Below are 22,958 nucleotides of genomic sequence, written 5' to 3'. Positions count from 1 at the left end.
TACGGCATTTTTAACATTTAGCCTTTAGGGTTTACAGAAATTCTTTTTATACGTGAAACAGCGCTTATAGTTTTTCTTACTTGGTAAAATACTTTCCAAGCAAGGCACCTCCTCCTCCGCCTAAATTTTTCATAATAGAAAATGCTTCTAGCATGGTTAAATCTGTTTCAATCAGTAAATCTTTACGTACGATTAAAAGCTCTCCATCTTGCGGTTTCGGTACACCGGGAGAAAAAATCATCGCCATATCATCGCCTACATCCTCCACTTTAAAGGATAGTTGATACTTTCCATCATCGTCACGATACATCACTACTTGTTGAAAATTATGTTCTTCTACGCCTAAAACTGATTGAGCGGTCGCCTTGGTATAATTATACCCTGGAATGTGACACAATACAGTGCTTTCCAATTTGTCTACAAGTCCCTTTCCACGTTTTAACATGGATAACATACCGGCGATAAAACAGAATATCAAAATGATCAATATAACAATCAAATCGTTCAGTACAGCATGAAAATAATCATTTTCACCTACCGATAAATTCATGGCCACCTGCAGCTTTTTAATTAAGCCGAACACCTTTGATAAGAGTACCACGATAATGGCAATGGGAATTAAAAAAACGATTCCCCTAATGATGGAGTTAATAATTTTTTGTGTTACATTTTTCATAACCAATTTCTATTACATATTTTTCAATAAGGTATTTGTTATCTGAACCAGCTGCTACCAAACACGATATAATAGCCAAAAGAACCAGGACCACCCGCAAAATCCATCCCCATGCGCAGTTTAAATTTCCGTGCAATTAAATACCTGAAACCAGTACCGTAGTTATAGGCTAACGAGCGATCAAACATGGTACTCCAACTATCAAACGCCGCTCCAACCCCTGTAAAACCCACAATGCTCCAACGCTTATAAAAATCCCAACGAAGTTCTCCTTCTGTCAACAAAGTACCCCTGCCTTGAAAACGATTGGTTGGAATTCCTCGCATGTTTATGAACGGCAACTGATAAAAGGGAACTGATCCGAAGGCTTGCTGCCCTTCAATTCTGACACCACCTACAAACTTGGAACTAAGAGGTGTATACCCTATACCTGAATAATTAACTCTCCAGTTCTCAAAATCACTTCCAATGGCTTTACCTCCCCAATAAAAATCTGACTGAAAGCGAATGCCTTTGTCTGGAGTAAAAATATTATCGCGACCATCAAAACGCAAAACACCACCAACCTGACTTGAAATCACCTTCACATTATCCTGAGGCACCCAACTAGGTAAAGGATTCACCGTAGATATGCGTGTACTGGAGAATTTATAATGTAGTCCTGCGCTCCATTTTACGTTATTAAACTGCTTCAAGGCTTCTAACATTAATGGAACTGTTTTCAAATTGAAATTGAATTCTTGTTCACCTAATACAGGCAATGTGTGATAAAAATTCATGTTCACATCGCCGTATAAAATAGCTGCTTTATATGTTATACGCGGTTTCGCAAATGTCCCCATTCTAAACACACCCGTTGCCCATGTATTATTAGCGGTATACATGCCCAGTGCGCCGGTAATATCCGGATTAACGCGGCTAATGCGCACTTTACCATTTAATGTATCGATAATGGGCGGTCGCTTATTTAGAAAAACTGGAATAAGTGCTCCGCCAAAGCCACCCAGAGCAGGTTCAGAAATAATGGTTGGAACAAGAATAAACCCATGTGCATCAATTAAATAATCACTCATATCGATCGCATGGTCCAAGGAATCTCGAAAACTAATCTTTTGTTTCTTTTGTGCCGATGCAGTGGTACAAAAAAATAAGATTATTGTTACAAGAAATACATTTATCAAACACGGGATTTTTTTCATATTACAAACCAAATCGGTAATTAACTGAAGTTAACATTGATGTTCTTCCGCCTAAAAAGCCAGCTTCCATTCTAAATTGCCATTTTTTGTTCCATTGAAACTGACCACCAGCAAGCATACTAAAGTTAGATGTTGCTCGCTTCTTTAAGGAGTAAGAAACATAGGCATTACCAATATCTATCCCATTAAATTTATCGAGAATTTTCTCAGCAACTTGCTTTACTACAACTTTTTGTGCTGGTTTTAACCCTTGATACCAATCCGCTGTTTCATTTTTTATATTCTCTAAATCTAATTTATCACCATTCATATTTAAAGATTGTAAGGAAACAGTGCCCTCTGTTGTTCTGCCGATATAAAGCCCATTGACGCCTACCCAAAGCATCACATTTCTATCGGGTTTCGTTATCCATGGTATTACATGCCCTGCCCTAAAACTAGCCATTTGTCCGTGTACAGTGCCTTGAATATTTTCTAATTTACTCCAAGTATTATTGTAATCTAAAACCCCAATAATTCCTTTATACATCCCGCCGAGTGTAATCCCTGCACCTTTCGTGTTTCCATTGAAATTTGCTGTAGTGGTAAAATGAAAGGGCTTAGACATATTAATAGTCGTAGAGGTAAATGTAGCGCCAAATATTCCATAAACGTTTACAAATGGTAGAACCCATAAATCTACACGAGTATTAATGGATTGAAACTTAGCTTTTACTTCACTAAACTCAACAAAATCTAATGGAATATTAGGTGAACCACTAAAACCAATTTGTAAATCTTCAATATTAATCAATTGTGATCCGGTTATGTAATTAGCCATTACCCCAGCTGGCAGCGGTAAAGGGATTCCACGTTTCGAAATCCGCTTACCCCATGCAGGAAAGACATAAGGATAATCTGAATTTTTGATACTATCTGTGTATCGTTGCCTGATCTCTTTTCCAGTCTCCATTTGTGCTGAAACAACGAGGGGAAATAACAAGAAAGTACATATGAAAATTCTAAGTGTGCTCATACATTCAATAAGGATTAAATAAGTTTAAAAAATGAGTATAATTCTACTTCTTTCCAATCGCAATAGGAATTCCTAATCCGACTTGCAGATATTGATTTTTAGCATGCATTGGCACATCCTTCTGATAAATATTGGTTAAACCATATGAATATCTAAAATTTAATCTTAACCCTTTTCCCTTATCAAATGCATATTGAAAATCAGCGGCTACAGCCACATCAAGAAGTCTATATTTATCACGTGTTTTATAGGTGATTTCTTCTTTTCCTCCATCAGGCAATGTTATTCTATAAATATCCTTTGCCAGTGTACGAAATGAAATCTGCGGCCCTGCTGCCACACTGAAACTTGGACTTAAATTGTGGCGCATAAGCGGACTTAACTCAAAGAATGTAATTTTTCTTTTGATGTCGGCTTTATCTGCATCCGGAACATTGGCTTGTAGCTGGTAGGCCAAAGGAACAGCAACAGCTCCTCTAGGTGATTTGAAAATCATGTAGTTACTTAAGGTCCATTTTTCAGACATCTTTATATTTGTATAGGCTCCAAAAGCTAAACTTGTACGTGTATCACTGCCATCTGTATTGGTTAAATTGGTAAACTGTGGCCCAAAATATACTCCAAGCGTTAAATTATCATTTGCAGGAAGTTTATTACCAAACAAAATAGCCAATAAAGCTTGACTTCTTGCAGCAAAGGAAATAGGAATTAATATAAAGATTAGGAGTATTTTTTTTATCATATAATTAGTATTTAAAATATAAAACAAAGGAACTTGTTAATTACTTGAATTAATATTCTAGTGCATACTATATTGTTTCATTTGAAAATTTGAAACCATATTATAAAAGATTTCTACCCAAACGCCCCTAAGTCGAACTGTTAATTGCTGTCATCGAGTGCTCGAATTGGTTTTTTATGAGGAAAAAGTTCTTTCTTCAAGTTGTAAAATAAGTTGTTAACCGCGATATTAATTTGAAATGCATTATAAATCTCTGTACGGCTTTTGCGTGGTAAAATTTCATTCGCATAGCTTAGTTCTACTTGCATATCGCGTGTCAATGCATAACCAAAACCAATGGTAAAGCGATTACGATCGAACAAATTAGGTCCACTAATTTTACTTTTATTCTTGAAAAATAATTCGTCAGATGCAAATGTATAAAGCACTCCTTCATCAATCACTTTTCCATTAATCGGCATTGAAAATTTAAGCTGTGTACGAATTCGATTCACTGCTTCATACACACTATCAGGATTGTAAATATGTCTATTTTCATAACGCAAACGTGTAGACAAGGCAAATCGACCATCTTTTATGCGATAAATCCCTTGAAGCGCACTCCGCCATTCTGGTGCTTGCCGTTGACTAATTTCAGGCACAAAATGATTATAAAAATAGGCGTAAAAACCAGAAAGTTTCCATCGGTTACCCGGATAATAATGAACCCAACCGCGCGCATACACTTGCGCTATGCTACCAAAAACAGTTTTATTCTCACTCACTGCTGTAGTAGATAATCCCATATCTAACTGTGCTACCCATCTATCATTAAATGTATGGGTTAGCGCATATTCACTCCAAAATTGATTTAGAGTTTGATCGGATTGCGCGGATACTTTTTCAGTATTGCATATACACACAAGTATTAATCCTATAATAGCACCATTAATCAGGGAGATTTTATGTTTTTTCTGCTTGATATTATACATGTATTTTTGATAGACTATTTAATTTTTCATAAACTGGTTTAACCAAAACTTTAATTAAAATAAAATATATTGCAAAAATACGCTTTGTATCTTATTACGGATATAAGTAGTCTTACACTACTGTACCAAACCAGTTTCAGATTGAAATTTGAAACATCATTTCATTTTATTACAAAGGAATCTACAACCAAAAAATACCTTTCCCAAGAATGAGCTCGATCTTGATAAAATTAGTTTCATTTTGTAAGCTGAAACCGATAGAACTTTATAAAATAGATAGATTACGCGTGAAGACTTTATCTTTGACAATTAATAAACCATTAGATATAAGCTCTATATGAAAATAAATTCCACTTATTTAATAAAATCTATTATTGCTTTCGCTTTTATTTTTGCATTGCAAAGCAATGTATTCGCACAAGAAAAAGAAGAAAAGGAATCAGAAGAAAAACCAAGAAATTCAGTTGGATTTTCTTTAAATCACGCACATGTCTTTGAAGGAAGAAATGAATTTGGTGAAAAAGAATCACTTTCTTTACCTTCCTTTAGTCTCGATTACAATTACAATTTAAGTAAACGTTGGAGTCTTGGCCTTCATACCGACATCATTGTCGAGAAATTTAAAGTGGAGCATGAATCGGAAAACGGAACAAAAGAAGAACTTGAAAGAAGCTATCCCGTGGCACCCGCTTTAATGGGCATTTATCATGCCAGCGAGCACTGGTCTTTTTTACTGGGAATGGGCGCTGAGTTTGCCAAAGAAGAAAATTTCACGTTAACCCGCGCTGGTGTAGAATATGGTGCAGAAATTAGAAAAGGCTGGGAAGTTTACGGTGCTTTAGCTTATGATTTCAAATGGAATGCCTATGATACCTGGACGCTAGGCATTGGTATTTCTAAATCATTCGGCAAAACCAAATAAAATTACATTTACCCAAAAACAATCAATATGAGGTGTTTAATCAATTGGTTAAACACTTTTTTTTTACCAAAAATCTACTTTAAATATTTTGAAACAAAAAAAGGAGTTGTTGCTAACTCCTTTTCCTTTTATAGTATTATTCTAAACCTTTAACAAGTCTGGTTTTTCATGATAGGTCTTCCATAGCAATTCACCAAACAAGGTATTTGCCCAAGCAAACCAAGCGCGTGTAAAGTTTGTTGCATCATTTTTATTAAACGATTCGTGCATAAATCCTTTTCCTGCATGGGTTTTACGAAGCGTTTCAATACAAGCTTTTATTTCCTCATCATTCGTAGACGTTAAAGCACGCATGGTAATGCTCATCGGCCAAATCATATCGGCACCCGCATGCGGCCCACCAATACCTTCAGCAGCACTTCCTTTAAAGAAATATGGATTATCTTGCGAAAGCGCAAATTTCCGTGTATTTTGATAAATAGGATCGTCTAATTTTATCGCTCCCAAATACGGTAAGCTCAATAAGCTTGGTACATTTGAATCGTCCATCAAATAAGCACTACCAAAACCATCTACTTCAAAGGCATATATTTTACCGTATTTTGGATGATTTACTATGGCATATTTTTGCAATGCGGTTTGAACTTCATCTGCTAAATTAAGCAAACGACTTGCTAAATCTTTATCCGCATAAAGAGTGCTAACCATCTCAGCAGCTTGCTTTAAACTAGTTACAGCAAAGAAATTTGATGGAACTAAAAATGGAAAAATGGTTGCATCATCACTCGGACGGAAAATTGAGCAAATTAATCCAACAGGATTTACTGGAAAACCGTATCCCGCCATGGGTACAGAATCAGTTGGAATAGAGGTTACCCGTTGAAAATGGTATGGTCCTTTGTTTTCCTTTCGTTGCTGTTCTTTAAACACTTTTAATGTTTCTTCAATACCCTTTTTCCAGTTTGCATCAAAAGGCATTTTATCACCTGTTTTTTTCCAGTAATGATAAGCCAAACGGATTGGATAACACAATGAATCTACCTCCCATTTGCGCTCATGCACGCCCGGTAGCATCGTGGTTTGGTCCTTAGCCCATTCGCCAACTTTTTTAGGATCGTTGTAAAAGGCATTCGCATAAGGATCTTTCAATATGCATTTTGTTTGATGGATAATGACCCCGGCTATCACCTGTTTTAACGGCTCATCTTCTTGCAGAAACTGTAGATACGGCCAAACCTGTGCAGAGCTATCGCGCAACCACATCGCATCGATATCGCCTGTTATCACATAGGTATCCGGACGACCGTCTATCTCAGTTGGATAAACAGTCGTATCCAATGTATTTGGAAAGCAATTTTCGAAAAGCCAACACAATTCTGGATTTTTCACATTGCTTTTAAACGTTTTAATCGCAGCCTCTACCGCTTTACTTTCGAAATGCCTTTTACCGGAAGCCACGCGTACCACAGGAAAATCGGAAACAAAGCTACTCGCTAAAGAAAATTTTGACGCTAAAATTCCCGCTCCTAACAAGCCAGTATTATGAATAAAAGTTCTTCTCTTCATTATTATATCTACTTTTTAATCAATCAATTAAAACAAAATAATTAAACTATTTCTTAGCAGGAATTTGTTCAATTAGCCAAGCCGCTATATCATTCGCCGCTTTGTCGTTTTCATATTCAGCCGGTAGGCGACCATTCACATACTCATTGTATAACCAAGGGTCTCCTACTGCTAAAACAGAGCCTTTACCATATTTGGCTGAAACCAATACGTTAGCACCATTTTTATCTTTCAAAACTGATTGACCAGGTTTTTGAATAGTCATGGAGCAGACATCTTTTAAAAATACGCGTTTAGCTGTTTTAAAAAGAGTAACGCCTGTTGTATTAAGCGCACCATCTGAAAAATGAGGGTCATCCACTACATGTAACACTAAATCTTTATTAAATGTGATCCCGAACTTGTTTGCAAGGATATTGAAATGCTCTAAATCACAATTTACTTGATCATTTGCAAACAGCATTAAAACACCACCTGCTTTCACCCATTTTGCAATTTCGGCCGCATTTTGCTCCGTAACAAAATTTGGGCTGGGATTATCTTTTAAATTATCAGGATCTACAATTAAATAAACATCAGTACCTTTTAAATTTTCTGCCGTGGGTGCAGCACGCAAGGTATTTAATTTTTTTGCCCCGGCGGCTTTAAAGGCATCACCTAAAATAGAAAATCCTGAGGCTTGTGTATCTTCCCATAAATAATGGAAACTCACTTTATTTCCGCTCTTATCTTGTTTCGTTTCGTTGTTAAAATAATTATCAACCGTAACTGTTTGCGCGCTGGATGTAAGGGCTACTGCGGCCAAACTCATGGTACAAAGGGCATTCTTAACAAAATTCATTGGATGTGTTTTTTTCATATATCAGTAATAGTAATAAGGAAAGCGAATATAAAAATAGCTTGGCTGTTTCGCTATGTTTTAATCTTAATAAATGCATAAAACTTAACATACAGCACTTTCCTTTCTCGAATAAAAGGGATTTTAAAAGTCCTAATGTAGGTAAATCGATTAACTAAGTCAACAGAAAAGGTAAATATACCGTTCAAAGTATAGCAAGAAACCTAAATTTTATTAATTCGTATAACAATCTTTTTTGGGCTTCGCAGCCATGTAGAAGATGAGTTCTCCCCCTTTCATGATGTCTGCATGCTTTAAAACAGGTGTAGAGAGACGTTTTCCGTTGAGCAAAACCTTTTCTACATACACATTTTTATCACTTTGATTTTTCGTCAGTACTTTGAATGTATTTCCATTTTCGAGGGTAAGTATTGCTTGATTGATGGCCGGACTGCCTATAGAATATTCTGCTGAACCCGGTGCCACCGGATAAAAACCCAAAGATGAAAACAAGTACCAGGCGCTCATTTGCCCACAATCGTCGTTTCCACCCAAGCCATCCGCACTTGGTTTGTATTGCATATTCAGAATATGGCGTACTTGTGCTTGGGTTTTCCAAGCTTGATTTGCCCAATTATACAAATAAGGAATGTGGTGTGCTGGCTCATTCCCATGCACGTAACCACCAATGATTCCTTCGCGGGTAATATCTTCTGTATGCGCAAAAAATTCATCCGGTAAGTGCATAGTAAAAAGTGTATCTAAACGTTTGCCAAAAAGCTCTTTACCACCCATTTCGCTGATTAAAGCGGTTGGATTATGCGGAACAAAAAAGCTGTAATTCCAGCTGTTTCCTTCAATAAACCCTTGTCCTTCGGTATCTTTTGAGTCAAACTTCTCCTTAAATGTACCGTTGGCTAACTTGGGGCGCATAAAACCACTGGCTTTATCAAAATTGTTTTTCCAATTTTCGGAACGCTTGATAAACTTTTCATACACATCCATTCGATTTAATTTCTTTGCCATTTGTGCAATTGCCCAATCGTCATACGCATATTCTAAGGTATTTGAAACTGAAATCCCTGTTTTTTCTGCTGGGATAAAACCCCTATCGATGTATTCACCAATCCCTTCATAATTGCGGTGATTGGCTGTAACTATGCAAGCATCCAAAGCTTTATTTGCATCGCCCGTATAAAGCCCTTTGATTACTGCGTCTGCGATAACTGACACGCTATGGTATCCGCTCATGCACCAATTATCATTTGCATAATGTGACCAAATAGGCAACATATGCAAACTACTTTGTTGATAATGAGCCATCATCGATTTCACCATATCATTATCTCGTGCGGGTTGAATAATGGTAAAAAATGGGTGTAAAGCCCTGTACGTATCCCAAAGTGAAAAAGTAGTGTAATTGGTAAAATCTTCGGCACGATGTATCCCTTGATCCAATCCTTTGTATTCCCTATTTATATCGGTATAAACGGTTGGATTAATAAAAGCGTGATACATCGCGGTATAAAAGTTAATTTTCGTATCGTTGGATGCTTGTATCTGAATTTTAGTTAACTCGGCATTCCATGTAGCTTGAGCATCCTTTTTGACCTTTTCAAAATCCCATCCCGAAATTTCCGCTCTTAAATTTTCAAGTGCATTTTCTTGACTTACAGGCGATAGCGCAAATTTGATTTTTAACTTCTCTCCTTCTTCGGTATCGAAATCGAAGAACATTCGTACTTTTTTTCCGGCGATTTCAGGAAATGCTTGCGCTTGATTAAACTTGCCCCAAAATCCTCTGTAAGCTTGTTTCGCATCATAGTTCTTTTGTCCATAATTTTTAAAGCTTTTAGAAAAACTCATGGCAAAATAAACCGTTCGGGTGCGTGCCCAGCCATTTGTTTGACGATATCCCGTTAACAGAGTATCGTTAACTACCCGCACATAGGTCCAGACGGTTTTTTCATCGTAATTGTAAATCCCAGCCATCAAGTCCAAAATAATGTGCGATTGATTTGATTTGGGGAAAGTATATTGATGCATCCCAACACGGGTTGTACTGGTTAATTCTGCGAGGATGTTGTCATCATCGAGTTTCACTTTGTAATATCCCGCTTCTGCGGTTTCATTTGCATGTGAATAGGCAGAACGATAACCACTCTTTGGGTCATTAGCCGTGCCCGGATTTAACTGCAATTTACCTTGAGTTGGCATAATTAAAAAATCACCTAAATCAGAATGACCGGTACCGCTAAAATGGGTATGACTAAAGCCTGTAATCGTTTTATCTTCGTATTTATATCCAGCGCAATAGCGATAAACATCTCCGTTGTACTTACCGCCTACTTCATAAGAAATTGTATCCGTTTCGGGGCTCAATTGAACCGCGCCAAAAGGAACCGTAGCGCCAGGATAGGTATGTCCCATTTTTTCGGTTCCAATAATAGGTTTCACGTATGGCAGCAAATTTTGCTGCGCTGCAACCGAAATGGAAGAAAGAAAAAGACCAGCGAGGATATATTTTTTAATCATACAATTTGATTTTAGGGTAATTTTATTTGAAACCCTAAGATATAAATATTAAATGAATATCCTATTGAACATCAACTAAAACGTTTAATCAGACCTTACTAAACAACGATTGCTTTTTACAAGCAATTGACGCGACGAGCAGGATATAAAATAAATAAAGCGTACTTTTGCATTCAATAAAATTGAAATGAGTAAACACGGTAGAATTCTGGTAGCCATGAGTGGCGGAGTTGATAGTTCGGTTGCGGCTGTAATGTTGCATGAGCAAGGTTATGAAGTGATTGGATTGACCATGAAGACCTGGGATTATGCTACTTCAGGTGGAAGCAGTAAAGAAACTGGTTGTTGCTCATTGGATAGTATTAACGATGCCCGCACCCTAGCTGTAAATTACGGTTTTCCGCATTACATTTTAGATATTCGTAACGAGTTTGGCGATTATGTTATTGATAACTTTGTTGATGAGTATCTAGCAGGAAGAACACCAAATCCTTGTGTTTTATGCAATACGCACATTAAATGGGAAGCGCTGTTGAAACGTGCCAATAAATTGGATTGTGAGTTTATTGCTACCGGACACTATGCAAACATTCGCCAACAAGATAGCGGTCGTTATGTGATTTCTAAAGGAAAAGACGAGAATAAAGATCAGTCGTACGTTCTTTGGGGTGTATCGCAAGAAAATCTTTCGCGCACGAAATTTCCATTAGGAAGTTTTACAAAGGCCGAAATCAGACAAATGGCTTTGGATATGGGGCAAGAAGAACTGGCAAAAAAATCGGAAAGCTATGAGATTTGTTTTGTGCCAGACAACGATTATCGCGCGTTTTTAAAGCATAAAGTAGAAGACTTAGAAGAGCGTGTTGCAGGTGGTAACTTTATTTTAAGCAACGGAATGGTCGTTGGCCAACACAAAGGGTATCCCTTTTACACAATCGGACAACGTAAAGGTTTAGGTGTTGCTTTTGGGGAACCCATGTTTGTGACCCAAATTTTGCCAGAAAGCAATACCGTTGTTTTAGGCAGAGCCGATGAATTAGAACGCAGAGAAGCCTTAGTACGAAACGTCAATTTAATTAAATATGCGAACATTGATGAGCCATTGAATGATGTAATTACGAAAATCCGTTATAAAGATGCGGGAATGTTAAGCACCATTGTGCAAGAAAAAGACAATATGCGCGTTGTTTTTGATCATGCTGTTTCTGCAATTGCTCCAGGACAATCAGCTGTTTTTTATGAAGGAAACGATTTATTAGGTGGTGGTTTTTTAATGTAAGATTGCTACAAAAAGATATATCCAAGTCTCAACAGTTTTGTTGGGACTTTTTTTTTGTTTCAAAAAACGGCATCGGATTTGCATTATTGCGATATTCTCAGCCTATTTATTTCAGTAAATTATTCCTAAATTTACTAAAGTCCATCCCATAATAGTTTAATTAACACATACATTAAATAAATTAAGAAATGGAAAACAGTAAATTTTCGAAATTTTCGGCCGAATTCCTTGGCACGATGGTTTTGGTTTTAATGGGATGCGGAAGCGCCGTAATGGCAGCATCAAATGGCACGCTGAACGGCGTTGGCTTGCTCGGAATCTCTTTTGCTTTTGGTTTATCGGTTATTGCTATGGCGTATGCTATAGGACACATTTCAGGCTGCCACATTAATCCTGCAATATCAATCGCAATGGTTGTAGCCGGTAGAATGAAAGCTTCTGAGGCGGCATATTACATTGTTGCACAAGTATTGGGTGCTATTTTTGGTGCTTTTATATTGTGGCAAATTGCGCAAGGAAATCCCGATTACACGATCTCAGCTAATGGTTTAGGGCAAAACGGTTATGACGCTTTCTCTCCTCGTCATTACAGCTTGCAGGCCGGATTAATTGCCGAAATTGTCTTCACGTTCATTTTCTTACTTGTTATTTTTGGTTCTACCTCTACCAAAAATATACATGGTGGTTTTGCGGGAATGGCTATTGGATTAAGTTTGGTGTTAATTCACATTGTGGGTATTCCAGTAACAGGGGTATCGGTAAACCCTGCACGTAGTATCGGACCGGCACTTTTTGTAGGTGGAGAAGCTATTTCACAACTTTGGTTATTTATTGTTGCTCCTATTGTTGGTGCAGTTTTAAGTGCGCTTGTTTGGAAATTTGTTTTAGAAAAGAACTAATACATAAAAGCGAAGATAGCTACTTAAACCTATCTTCGCTTCACAAAATATCCAAAAATCTTATAAATACTTCGTAATCGATTCATCCATTGGTTTTACCTTTGAACGATAACGCTGTACTAACTCGCCTTTTTCATTAATTAAAAATTTCTCAAAATTCCACTTAATATCTCCGGTTTCGGCAGTATTGGTTTGTGTGGTAAGGAATTTAAACAAAGGTGTTATGTTGTCTCCAATCACACTGCTTTTCTCAGCCAATAAAAAGGTTACATTGTATTTTCCAGTACAAAATTCTTTAATTTCAGTATTTGTTGAAAACTCTTGCCCACCGAAATCACCTTCTGGAAAACCAATCACCACCAAATCCTTATATTTCTTGTGCAATTCTTCTAAATCTTTATACTGCGGTGTGTAACCACATTTCGATGCAGTATTCACAATTAGAATTTTCTTTCCTTTAAACTTTGACAGCTTAATTTCCTTACCATCAACGGTTTTAAAACTAAATTCATATACATTTTTTGGTGGTGCAACCCACAAATTCAGGAGGATTAAAATGGTGCTTAACATATTTTTTTCTTTTATATACGAATATACGTACAATAAAGTTTGCATGGTTAAATACCGTGTAAATTGTGGCAAAAGAGCATTTATTCTTGTTAAAGAAAAGTTAACATTTCAATAAAAATTAAATTAATTTTTAATCAGGTTTTGATTTTCGCTTTATTTATAGCTTTATTTGCACAAAAACGTAATCTATTCATGGCGAAAAATTTATTAATTGTAGAGTCACCAGCAAAAGCTAAAACTATAGAAGGTTATTTAGGTAAGGATTTTTTAGTAAAATCGAGCTATGGCCATATTAGAGATTTAGTAAAGGGCGATATGGCAATTGATATTAACAACAATTTCGCTCAAACGTATGAAGTTCCTTCCGATAAGAAGAACGTAGTGGCCGAGTTAAAGAAATTAGCCAAGAACGCAGAAATGGTTTGGCTAGCATCCGATGAGGACCGCGAGGGAGAAGCTATTTCGTGGCATTTGTACGAAACTTTGGGCTTAAAAGCTGATAAAACAAAACGGATTGTATTTCATGAAATTACAAAACCAGCCATTTTAAAAGCGATTGAAAGCCCACGTGGAATTGATTACAACTTAGTATATGCCCAACAAGCCCGCCGTGTTTTAGACCGTTTAGTTGGTTTTGAACTTTCACCAGTACTTTGGAAAAAAGTAAAACCTTCGCTTTCGGCTGGACGTGTGCAATCAGTGGCTGTTCGTTTAATTGTAGAAAGAGAGCGCGAAGTACAACAGTTTAATGCTACTGCAGCTTACAAAATTACAGCTCAGTTTTTAACCGGAAAGGGTAAAGAAATGCTCAAGGCAGAATTACCTAACCGTTTTGAAAATGAAGCAGATGCAGAGAAATTTCTACAAGATTGTGTACAGGCCAATTTTCAGATTGCCAATTTAGAAACAAAACCGGCTAAGCGTAATCCTGCAGCACCGTTTACTACCTCTACTTTACAGCAAGAAGCGTCTCGTAAATTGGGTTACTCCGTTGCTAGAACCATGCAAATTGCGCAACGTTTATACGAAGCCGGTAAAATTACGTATATGAGAACCGATTCGGTAAACTTATCGGAAACGGCTCTTGCAGCTGCATCTGCTGAGATTAAATCGGCATACGGGGAAAAATATCATCAATTCAGAACCTATAAAACAAAATCAGCTGGTGCACAAGAAGCGCACGAGGCTATTCGTCCGACTTATTTTGACAGACATACTGTTGATGGGGATGCTTCTGAAAAGCGTTTATATGAATTGATTTGGAAACGTGCCATTGCTTCGCAAATGAGCGAAGCTTTATTTGAAAAAACAACTGCACAAATTGCTGCTTCAACCCGCAAAGAGCATTTAGTTGCTGAGGGTGAAGTATTAAAGTTTGATGGTTTCTTGAAAGTTTACCTTGAATCTACGGATGAAGAAGAAAACGAAGAAAAAGAAGGAGGTGCAATCCTTCCTCCTTTGGCAAAAGGACAAGAACTATTTTTAAAAGAAATGCAAGCAACGGAGCGTTTTTCGCGTCCGCCAGCACGCTATACAGAGGCCAGTTTAGTAAAAAAATTAGAGGAACTGGGTATTGGCCGTCCGTCTACCTACGCACCAACCATTTCAACGGTACAAAACCGTGGCTATGTAGTTAAGGAAGATCGTGATGGCAGACAACGTCAATTCATTTCATTTTTATTAGTGAATGGAACGGTTACAAAAGAAATTAAATCGGAAACAACCGGTGCGGAGAAATCGAAACTCTTCCCTACTGATATTGGTGAAGTCGTAAATGATTTCTTAGTTGAGCACTTTAAAGGAATTGTCGATTTTAATTTTACCGCTAAGGTAGAAAAGGAATTTGATGAAATTGCGCAAGGATTACAGGAATGGACAAAAATGCTTCATTCGTTTTATAATCCGTTTCATACGGAGGTAGAAACTACACTTGAAAACGCAGAACGTGCAACAGGTGAGCGCTTATTAGGCGTTGATCCGGAAACAGGTAAGAATGTGATTACCAAAGTGGGTAAATTTGGCCCATTGGTGCAAATTGGGGATTTAGATGGGGAAGAAAAGCCTCGCTACGCTAGTTTGATGCGTAATCAATCGGTTGCAACCATAACCCTTGAAGATGCCTTAGAATTATTTAAACTACCTTTTCCACTACCTGATTTTGAAGGAAAAGAAGTAATGATTGGTGTAGGCCGTTTTGGACCGTATGTAAAATGGGGTGAAAGCTTTATTTCCTTACCTAAAAATGAAGATCCTTTATCGGTAACGTACGAAAGAGCTACCGAGATTATTCGCGAAAAAATGCACGCGGATGCCCCGATTGCTCATTTTCAAGGTTTAGAAGTCACAAAAGGAAAAGGTCGTTTTGGACCTTTTATCAAATGGAACGATTTATTCATCAATATTCCGGCGAAAGGATATGATTTTGATAATTTATCACAAAGCGACATTGAGACTTTAATCAACAAAAAAGTTGAAAAAGAGGCCAACCGTTATATCAAAACGTGGGATGCCGAGAAAATTTCAATTGAAAACGGCCGTTGGGGACCATTTATTCGTTTTGGTAAGTTGATGTTAAAATTACGCAATAACGAAGCAACTAAACAAAAATATACACCAAAAGAGTTGATTGATATTGATTTAGAAGTGGTGAAAAAGATGATTGAAGAGCAGGTTCCAGGTGCCTTTGATAAGAAAAAGAAAGCACCCGCTAAGAAAAAAGCTGTAGCTAAAAAGAAATAAACGAAAGATTGTTTGACTGTATACCGTACATAAGTTCGCGCTTTTATGGTACTAACAGAAAGTAATATGAAAGCAGATTTACCTGAAAATTTAGTGGAAGATATAGCCATGGCCGTGGTTTTAATGAATGAAACGCCAGAAGCTACAAGTTGGACGGTTTATCTGGTCAATTTAAAGAATCAAGCCTTAAACAATGTACTCATTTCATCTAAAGGCTATGGAGAAAAAGATGGAAAACAGGTAAAAACATCTGTTTTAAGACATTTTATTGGTGATATGGATGCACAATCTTTTACGGGTGTTGAGGCCATTGACCCTGAAGTTTTTGGCTTGACCAATGAATACTGGTTAAGTTATTACATTGATGGAACCATTTACGATAAAAAATTTATTTTCCTTCCAGAAAGTATTATCGATAGTAATTTAATTCGCATCCCCTTGGTTAATAAGCCTGGGGTAATGATTAAGTAGTTGGTTGAGGGTTGTAAGTTATAGCTTGAACTTATTACTCCACTTTTCGCCTTATACCTTTCAGCTTTTATCTATAACCTACTACCCTTATTAGTCGACTTTTCGCCTTATACCTTTCAGCTTTTACCTATATCCTACTACCCTTATTAGTCGACTTTTCGCCTTATACCTTTCAGCTTTTACCTATATCTTACTACCCTTATTAGTCGACTTTTCGCCTTATACCTTTCAGCTTTTACCTATATCCTACTACCTTTATTAGTCGACTTTTCGCCTTATACCTTTCAGCTTTTACCTAAAACCTACTACCCTTATTAGTCGACTTTTCGCCTTATACCTTTCAGCTTTTACCTATAACCTATAAAGCCTTAACCGCCTGGCGACCTAAGAGTTTCCAACCCGATTTTTCCTTGCTCCAAATTAAAAGAATGTACAATTTTACCGTTCCTGGTACATTTCTATCGTTTGTTTTTGCATCTAAAGTATGACGCACCAAAGCTGTTTTATTTTGAATCACAACTGTTTGATCAAATAATTTGATGTCCACAAAATCCGACTCTCCAGAAAGTAATGAATGCATAAACTCTTGTTTGGTCTGAATTTTGCCACTCGAATGACCGTAACTCAGATTTGACAGAATTATTTTATCAAGTGCTGCACTATCCGGGGTAACCATTAGTTTCGTTAAGCTAGTAACAGCTGTTTCAACTGCTGCTTGTTGCGCAAAACTATATGTAACAGAACCAAACAGTAGTCCTGCGCAAATCATTAATTTCTTTATCATCATTGTTATTGGAGTTAAGAACGTAAACTTATTTAAATGAGCTGAAAGTAACAAGAATAATTTAATCGATCAAACGGCCTTTATTCGTTAAAAATTATCTAAATTTCGTTATCTATTTATTAACCATTATGATACAGCCTTCCACTTACAAATCATCTTCAAAGAAAAAAATTCTTTTTATCGGTTTATTTGTAATCGCCATTGGTGCACTCGCCTATCTTTTCTTTTTTCGTAAAAGCAAGCAACACGAAGATAATCAAGCCTATGCCAAGTATATTGAAGCTTATACATCAGGCACTGTCTCCAAAAAAAGTTTTATACGGGTTCATTTGAGCAATCCGGTACAAGGAATGCAAGATATTGGCAAGGAAGAAAGTCGCGATTTATTTGATTTCTCTCCCAGTGTATCAGGCAAGGCTTATTGGATTGATGCGCAAACAATCGAATTCAGACCCGAAGAAAACCTAAAATCCGGAAAAGAATATGAAGTTACTTTTAATATTGGCAAAATTATGCCAACCGAAAAGGGACTCGAAGAGTTTGAATTTAGCTTTAAAGTATTAAAACCTGGGCTTATGCTTAGCCAAGAGGGAATAGTTTCACAAAACAACACCTCGTTAGACTATATGAAACTTACAGGCGAAGTTGCTACGGCAGATGCGGAAAGTACCGAACAAATAGAAAAAATCATCAAAATCGATTTTGATCAGAAATTGAAAGTAAAATGGCAGCACAATCCTGCAGAGAACACCTCAAAATTTGTCATTGATAGCATCAAGAAAACAAATGAAGACCAAGTACTTAAATTATCTTGGGATGGTGAGGATATGGATGCCGAGCAAAAAGGGGTAGAAGAAATTCGTGTGCCTGCGATGGGTAAATTTGAAGTTTTAGCCATCAAAGCGATACAAGGACAAGAAGATTACGGGTTGGTACAATTTTCAGAGCCATTAGATTTTGGACAAGATTTAAGAGGTTTACTTGCATTAGGCACTTTAAGCGACTTGCGCTATACCATTGATGGAAGTCAGGTAAAAATATACAGCGCCGATAAGTTGAACGGTAATTACACCTTAAGCGTTTATGAAGGGGTTGAAAGCATTAGTGGAAATAAACTGACCACTGGGAAGAAAGCAAATCTAACTTTCGAAGAAAAAGAACCATCTGTTACAATAGCAGGCTCGGGTAGTATTTTGCCAAATTCGGATAAATTAGTGCTTCCTTTTGAAGCAATAAACCTAAAGGCAGTAGATGTAACAGTTATCAAAATTTACGAAAGTAGTATTCCTCAGTTTTTTCAGGTAAATAGCTATAAAGATGGAAATGAATTACGTCGCGTTGCGAAACCTATTCTCCAAAAAACCATCCGTTTGGATGAAGATAAGTCCTTAAATCTGCGCAAAAAGAATCGTTTTACGCTAGATTTAGAAAAGCTAATAAAAACGGAGCCTGGTGCCATGTACCGCATTACCATCGCCTTTAAACTTCCTTACAACGTATATAATTGTAAAATGGAATCTTCAACATCAGAAGATGGTGAAAGCGATTATGAGGTTTATTCATATGGAGAAAAAATTGATGAAGACGATGATTTTTGGAAAGAATACAACAATTACTATCCGAGTAACTACAATTGGCAAGACCGTGATAACCCTTGTAGCCCTTCTTTTTATACGAGTCAAAAATGGGTGAGCAGGAATTTGATTTCATCAAACATTGGGCTTATTGCCAAAAGAGGTAACGATAATAACATGTTGGTAGCGGCAACGGATCTTTTATCTGCTCGTCCGTTAAGTGGTGTTACTTTAGACTTCATGAATTACCAAAACCAGCTCATCTTTAGTACGAAAACCGATGAAAATGGCTTGGCCTCATTTGATTTAAAACAAAAACCTTTCTTACTAATTGCTAAAAACGGTGCGGAAAAAGGTTACTTAAAATTAGATGATGGAACCTCACTCCCACTGAGCCGTTTTGATGTTGGCGGCGAGCTTGTACAAAATGGTGTAAAAGGATTCATTTATGGCGAAAGAGGCGTTTGGAGGCCAGGCGATAGTCTTCATCTTTCTTTTATTCTGGAAGACAAACTAAAAAAACTACCGGTAAACTATCCGGCAACCATGGAGTTATACAATCCAAAAGGGCAACTTTATACGCGCTTGGTAAACAACAAACCTTTAAATAATTTTTACACCTTTACTGCCACAACAGAAAGTACTTCACCTACGGGCAATTGGCTAGCGAAAGTAAAAGTTGGTGGCAATACCTTTAGTAAAACGCTTAAAATAGAAACGGTTATGCCAAACCGTTTGAAAATAGATTTCTCCGTTGGAAATAATCAATCCATTAACCAAGAAACCAAAAGTGCGATTCTCTCTGCGAAATGGCTTTTTGGTGCAGTAGCACAGAATTTAAAAGCAAAAGTAGATGTTAATTTAAACACTGTAAAAACGGAGTTTAAAGGATTCGGCAACTACAGTTTCGATAACCCAACGGTTCAGTTCGAGTCTCAGGTTAAAACCATTTTTGAAGGCACCTTAAACGCCAATGGATCAGCTTTGGTAAATACCCAACTGAATGAAAACAGTGCTCCTGGAATGTTACGTGCGAATTTCAGCATTAAAGTATTTGAACCAGGAGGAAATTTCAGTATAGATAATTTTAGCTTACCATATCACCTATACACCAATTATTTAGGTGTCAAAACTGATAACGGCGACAAGCTAAGTGGTATGCTTTTAACGAATGAAAATCACCCTGTTGATATTGTAAACGTCAATACAGATGGCAAGCTGTTAATGGGAAGCAAAACGGTTGTTATAGAATTATATAAAACACAATGGCGTTGGTGGTGGGAACAAGATGATCAAGACACCTACGCTAACTTTAGCCAAAACAGTTACAACAAGCTTATCAAATCACAAGAAATTAACCTGAGGAATGGAAAAGGAAAATGGAATTTAAATGTGAAAGATTGGGGTCGCTATTTAATTTTAGTACGCGATTTAAATGGAGGCCACGTAACTGGAAAATCCGTTTATTTAGATTCTTATGATTGGATGAAAAGAGAATCGTCTCAAAACCCAACAGAAGCAGCCATGCTATCTTTCACGGCAAATAAAGAAAAGTTTCAGATAGGCGATGATATTACCCTTACTATTCCGTCTGGGAAAAATGGACGCGCGCTCATTTCAATCGAAAACGGAAGCCGTGTGCTTAAAACATTTTGGACTAACACCAAGGAAGGGCAAACACAGTTTACCTTTAAGGCAGAAAAGAACATGGCTCCGAATGTATTTGCAAATATTACGCTTTTGCAGCCGCATGCACAAACGGTAAACGATTTACCAATTCGTATGTACGGTGCCATTCCTCTGTTGATCGAAGATCAGCAAACACAATTGCAACCGGCCATTCGGATGGTTGATAAAATGAAACCGGAGACCGAAAATACGGTTACCGTTTCAGAAAAATCGGGCAAAGCGATGACGTATACAATCGCCTTGGTGGATGAAGGTTTATTAGATTTAACACGCTTTAAAACACCAAACCCTCATGCAGCATTTTACGCGAAAGAAAGTTTAGGTGTTAAGACATGGGATTTATACGATTATGTATTAGGCGCTTGGGGCGGTAATATGGATCGTATTTTTAGCATCGGTGGAGATGGTACCGTGAACAAAAACCTTAATCCAGCTAAAGCAAATAGATTTCAGGCAGTTGTAAAATTTATGGGGCCATTTTCATTGGCCAAAGGCGAAAGTAAAGCGCACAAATTTAAGCTACCGCAGTACATTGGAGCTATTCGTGCCATGGTGATTGCCGGTGGTAACGGTGCCTATGGTAATGCCGAAAAAACCGTTCAGGTTAAAAAACCGCTCATGGTACTTGCTACGTTACCACGGGTAATGGGCCCTGGCGAAAGCTTTACCCTGCCAACGACAGTATTTACAACGGAAAACAACTTAAAAAATGTGTCACTACGCGTAGAGACCACTAACCTATCCGTTCAAGGCAGCAATCAGCAACAGCTCTATTTCAAGAAAACGGGAGAGCAACAAGCTTATTTCCAGGTTCAAGCACCGCAAAGAATAGGAATAGCAAAAGTAAAGGTAATTGCTAAAAGTGGCTCTGAACAAGCAGTTTATGAAGTTGAAATGGATATTAGAAATCCAAATCCTTACATCACAAAGGTTATTTCTACTGTAGTAGAACCACAGCAAAATTGGCAAAGTTCATATAGTATTATAGGCATGCCGGGTACGTCAAGTGGTAGTTTAGAAGTTTCTTCAATTCCAGGTATTAACTTGGGAAAACGTTTAAACTATCTCATTCAATATCCACATGGATGCATTGAGCAAACAACCTCTGGCGTATTTCCACAGCTTTATCTAAGCCAATTGATGCCACTGACGGAAACACAAAAGATGCAAACAGAGAAAAACATTAAAGCGGGTATATTGAAATTAAAAGATTTCCAAACTGTGGACGGAGGCTTTGCCTACTGGCCAGGCTCGAGTACCAGTGATGAATGGGGAACCAATTATGGCGGTCATTTCTTGGTTGAAGCGGCAAACGCAGGTTACACGTTACCAGTTGGCCTGATGGACAATGTACTTCGCTTCGAAAAAGCGAAAGCAAATACCTGGGTTCCAAATAGTCAAAACTTTTACGGTGGCGATTTATTACAAGCATACCGTTTGTATATTTTAGCCTTGGCTAAAAAACCAGAAATAGCTGCCATGAACCGACTAAAAGAATTTGCGTATTTATCAATCCCAGCAAAATGGCGTCTATCGGCGGCATACAAATTAGCTGGACAGAATGATGTGGCACAAAAGATGGTTGCTAATTTATCAACCGAAATTAAACCGTACAATCAGCTCGGCGGAACCTTTGGATCTGACTTGAGAGATCGAGCCATGATTTTAGAAACCTTAGTCCTACTGGGACAAAAAGCTAAAGCAAATGCACTTTTACAAAACGTAGCAGCTAGATTAGGACAAGAAGATTGGTATAGTACCCAAACCACTGCCTATGCCTTATTATCTGTTGCTAAATTTTGCGGTGTAAATAAAGGTGGTAAGAATCTTAACTATCAATACTTCCTCGATGGTAAATCAGTTAATGTGAGTTCAACCGATTTTATGAATAGTACCGCCATCAACTTTAAAGGAAATAACGTATCAGTTAGTAATAAAGGAAACAGCATACTGTTTGTACGCTTGGTGTTATCGGGGCAACCACTTTCAGGAGAAGAAATACACACACAAAATGATCCAAACATTTTGTATATGAATGTGGTTTACAAACGTTTAAACGGGCAAGTGATCGACCCAAGCATTATCAAACAGGGAACCGACTTTTTTGCTGAGGTGACGATAAAAAACCCAGGTCAGTTAGGCTATTATGAACAAATGGCTTTAACGCAAATTTTCCCATCGGGATGGGAAATTATCAATACCCGCTTGAGCGAAAATGAAGGGATTTTAGGTTCATCTCCTGCTACGTATCAGGATATACGGGATGATCGTGTTTTCACTTATTTTAATTTGCGTGAAAATGAAACCGTAACCTACAAAGTGTTGTTAAACGCATCGTACATAGGAAAATATTACTTAGGTGCTACACAATGTGAAGCCATGTACGACCATAAAATAACCGCTACAAAACCTGGAAAGTGGGTACAAGTGATTAAATAAAGAAACTCATCAAGCGTAACCTAATTTCAGGCTGCGCTTGATACTTTAAA

16 protein-coding genes are annotated in these 22,958 nt (G+C 37.4%); 6 read left to right on the top strand and 10 right to left on the bottom strand.

Annotated elements, in window-relative coordinates; all coding sequences use genetic code 11:
- Nucleotides 1-76: 76 nt before the first annotated feature.
- From ACJVDK_RS04055 to ACJVDK_RS04035, 5 genes are all read right to left on the bottom strand, one after another.
- On the bottom strand, nt 77-676 hold the full coding sequence (locus ACJVDK_RS04055; protein ID WP_443939012.1) for a hypothetical protein: 600 nt from the start codon (nt 674-676) through the stop codon (nt 77-79).
- A 38-nt stretch (nt 677-714) separates the two neighbouring features.
- Nucleotides 715-1,749: a BamA/TamA family outer membrane protein gene (locus tag ACJVDK_RS04050; RefSeq protein ID WP_443939011.1), complete on the bottom strand. Its 1,035-nt coding sequence runs from the start codon at nt 1,747-1,749 to the stop codon at nt 715-717.
- 127 nt (nt 1,750-1,876) lie between these two features.
- On the bottom strand, nt 1,877-2,890 hold the full coding sequence (locus tag ACJVDK_RS04045) for a hypothetical protein (protein ID WP_443939010.1): 1,014 nt from the start codon (nt 2,888-2,890) through the stop codon (nt 1,877-1,879).
- Between the two features lie 43 nt (nt 2,891-2,933).
- Nucleotides 2,934-3,632, bottom strand: coding sequence for an outer membrane beta-barrel protein (locus ACJVDK_RS04040; RefSeq protein ID WP_443939009.1), 699 nt, complete (start codon nt 3,630-3,632; stop codon nt 2,934-2,936).
- A 140-nt stretch (nt 3,633-3,772) separates the two neighbouring features.
- Complete coding sequence (locus ACJVDK_RS04035) at nt 3,773-4,603, bottom strand: DUF2490 domain-containing protein (protein ID WP_443939008.1); 831 nt, start codon at nt 4,601-4,603, stop codon at nt 3,773-3,775.
- A 337-nt stretch (nt 4,604-4,940) separates the two neighbouring features.
- On the opposite strand from ACJVDK_RS04035, the gene ACJVDK_RS04030 reads away from it, so the two are divergent.
- On the top strand, nt 4,941-5,525 hold the full coding sequence (locus ACJVDK_RS04030; protein ID WP_443939007.1) for a hypothetical protein: 585 nt from the start codon (nt 4,941-4,943) through the stop codon (nt 5,523-5,525).
- A gap of 141 nt (nt 5,526-5,666) precedes the next feature.
- Here the strand turns inward: ACJVDK_RS04030 and ACJVDK_RS04025 are convergent, their stop codons facing one another.
- The 3 genes from ACJVDK_RS04025 to ACJVDK_RS04015 all read right to left on the bottom strand — a co-directional run bounded on the left by ACJVDK_RS04025 (nt 5,667) and on the right by ACJVDK_RS04015 (nt 10,464).
- A complete protein-coding gene (locus tag ACJVDK_RS04025; protein ID WP_443939006.1) occupies nt 5,667-7,091 on the bottom strand; it encodes a glycoside hydrolase family 125 protein in 1,425 nt (474 codons plus the stop codon).
- 46 nt (nt 7,092-7,137) lie between these two features.
- A complete protein-coding gene (locus ACJVDK_RS04020; RefSeq protein WP_443939005.1) occupies nt 7,138-7,932 on the bottom strand; it encodes a DUF4350 domain-containing protein in 795 nt (264 codons plus the stop codon).
- 231 nt (nt 7,933-8,163) lie between these two features.
- Nucleotides 8,164-10,464, bottom strand: coding sequence for a GH92 family glycosyl hydrolase (locus ACJVDK_RS04015; protein WP_443939004.1), 2,301 nt, complete (start codon nt 10,462-10,464; stop codon nt 8,164-8,166).
- 187 nt (nt 10,465-10,651) lie between these two features.
- Between ACJVDK_RS04015 and mnmA the strand changes: the two genes are divergently transcribed.
- Both mnmA and aqpZ read left to right on the top strand, forming a co-directional pair.
- Nucleotides 10,652-11,743, top strand: coding sequence for a tRNA 2-thiouridine(34) synthase MnmA (mnmA, locus tag ACJVDK_RS04010; RefSeq protein WP_443939003.1), 1,092 nt, complete (start codon nt 10,652-10,654; stop codon nt 11,741-11,743).
- Between the two features lie 188 nt (nt 11,744-11,931).
- A complete protein-coding gene (gene aqpZ / locus ACJVDK_RS04005) occupies nt 11,932-12,642 on the top strand; it encodes an aquaporin Z (RefSeq protein ID WP_443939002.1) in 711 nt (236 codons plus the stop codon).
- A gap of 60 nt (nt 12,643-12,702) precedes the next feature.
- Here aqpZ and ACJVDK_RS04000 read toward each other — a convergent pair whose 3' ends face one another.
- The gene (locus ACJVDK_RS04000) at nt 12,703-13,212 is read right to left on the bottom strand and encodes a glutathione peroxidase (RefSeq protein WP_443940025.1); all 510 of its coding nucleotides are present in this window, start codon (nt 13,210-13,212) and stop codon (nt 12,703-12,705) included.
- Nucleotides 13,213-13,404: 192 nt separating this feature from the next.
- Between ACJVDK_RS04000 and topA the strand changes: the two genes are divergently transcribed.
- Both topA and ACJVDK_RS03990 read left to right on the top strand, forming a co-directional pair.
- Complete coding sequence (topA, locus tag ACJVDK_RS03995) at nt 13,405-15,951, top strand: type I DNA topoisomerase (RefSeq protein WP_443939001.1); 2,547 nt, start codon at nt 13,405-13,407, stop codon at nt 15,949-15,951.
- Nucleotides 15,952-16,017: 66 nt separating this feature from the next.
- On the top strand, nt 16,018-16,422 hold the full coding sequence (locus tag ACJVDK_RS03990) for a hypothetical protein (protein ID WP_443939000.1): 405 nt from the start codon (nt 16,018-16,020) through the stop codon (nt 16,420-16,422).
- Nucleotides 16,423-16,780: 358 nt separating this feature from the next.
- Here ACJVDK_RS03990 and ACJVDK_RS03985 read toward each other — a convergent pair whose 3' ends face one another.
- The gene (locus ACJVDK_RS03985) at nt 16,781-17,209 is read right to left on the bottom strand and encodes a nuclear transport factor 2 family protein (RefSeq protein ID WP_443938999.1); all 429 of its coding nucleotides are present in this window, start codon (nt 17,207-17,209) and stop codon (nt 16,781-16,783) included.
- 125 nt (nt 17,210-17,334) lie between these two features.
- Between ACJVDK_RS03985 and ACJVDK_RS03980 the strand changes: the two genes are divergently transcribed.
- Entirely contained in the window at nt 17,335-22,908 is a 5,574-nt protein-coding gene (locus ACJVDK_RS03980; RefSeq protein ID WP_443938998.1) for an alpha-2-macroglobulin family protein, read from the top strand.
- Nucleotides 22,909-22,958: the final 50 nt, after the last annotated feature.

Source organism: Pedobacter paludisoli (genome assembly GCF_052344095.1).
In the GTDB taxonomy this organism is placed as follows: Bacteria; Bacteroidota; Bacteroidia; order Sphingobacteriales; family Sphingobacteriaceae; genus Pedobacter.
This window is presented reverse-complemented; position numbering and strand designations above follow the sequence as displayed.

Bases quoted from the DNA above. Each gene is read 5' to 3' on its own strand.
- ACJVDK_RS04030 (WP_443939007.1), top strand. From the start codon at position 4,941: ATGAAAATAAATTCCACTTATTTAATAAAATCTATTATTGCTTTCGCT.
- mnmA (WP_443939003.1), top strand. From the start codon at position 10,652: ATGAGTAAACACGGTAGAATTCTGGTAGCCATGAGTGGCGGAGTTGAT.
- ACJVDK_RS04045 (WP_443939010.1), bottom strand. From the start codon at position 2,890: ATGAGCACACTTAGAATTTTCATATGTACTTTCTTGTTATTTCCCCTC.
- topA (WP_443939001.1), top strand. From the start codon at position 13,405: ATGGCGAAAAATTTATTAATTGTAGAGTCACCAGCAAAAGCTAAAACT.
- ACJVDK_RS04015 (WP_443939004.1), bottom strand. From the start codon at position 10,464: ATGATTAAAAAATATATCCTCGCTGGTCTTTTTCTTTCTTCCATTTCG.
- ACJVDK_RS03990 (WP_443939000.1), top strand. From the start codon at position 16,018: ATGAAAGCAGATTTACCTGAAAATTTAGTGGAAGATATAGCCATGGCC.
- ACJVDK_RS03985 (WP_443938999.1), bottom strand. From the start codon at position 17,209: ATGATGATAAAGAAATTAATGATTTGCGCAGGACTACTGTTTGGTTCT.
- ACJVDK_RS04025 (WP_443939006.1), bottom strand. From the start codon at position 7,091: ATGAAGAGAAGAACTTTTATTCATAATACTGGCTTGTTAGGAGCGGGA.
- ACJVDK_RS04040 (WP_443939009.1), bottom strand. From the start codon at position 3,632: ATGATAAAAAAAATACTCCTAATCTTTATATTAATTCCTATTTCCTTT.
- ACJVDK_RS04050 (WP_443939011.1), bottom strand. From the start codon at position 1,749: ATGAGTGATTATTTAATTGATGCACATGGGTTTATTCTTGTTCCAACC.
- ACJVDK_RS03980 (WP_443938998.1), top strand. From the start codon at position 17,335: ATGATACAGCCTTCCACTTACAAATCATCTTCAAAGAAAAAAATTCTT.
- ACJVDK_RS04055 (WP_443939012.1), bottom strand. From the start codon at position 676: ATGAAAAATGTAACACAAAAAATTATTAACTCCATCATTAGGGGAATC.
- aqpZ (WP_443939002.1), top strand. From the start codon at position 11,932: ATGGAAAACAGTAAATTTTCGAAATTTTCGGCCGAATTCCTTGGCACG.
- ACJVDK_RS04035 (WP_443939008.1), bottom strand. From the start codon at position 4,603: ATGTATAATATCAAGCAGAAAAAACATAAAATCTCCCTGATTAATGGT.
- ACJVDK_RS04000 (WP_443940025.1), bottom strand. From the start codon at position 13,212: ATGTTAAGCACCATTTTAATCCTCCTGAATTTGTGGGTTGCACCACCA.
- ACJVDK_RS04020 (WP_443939005.1), bottom strand. From the start codon at position 7,932: ATGAATTTTGTTAAGAATGCCCTTTGTACCATGAGTTTGGCCGCAGTA.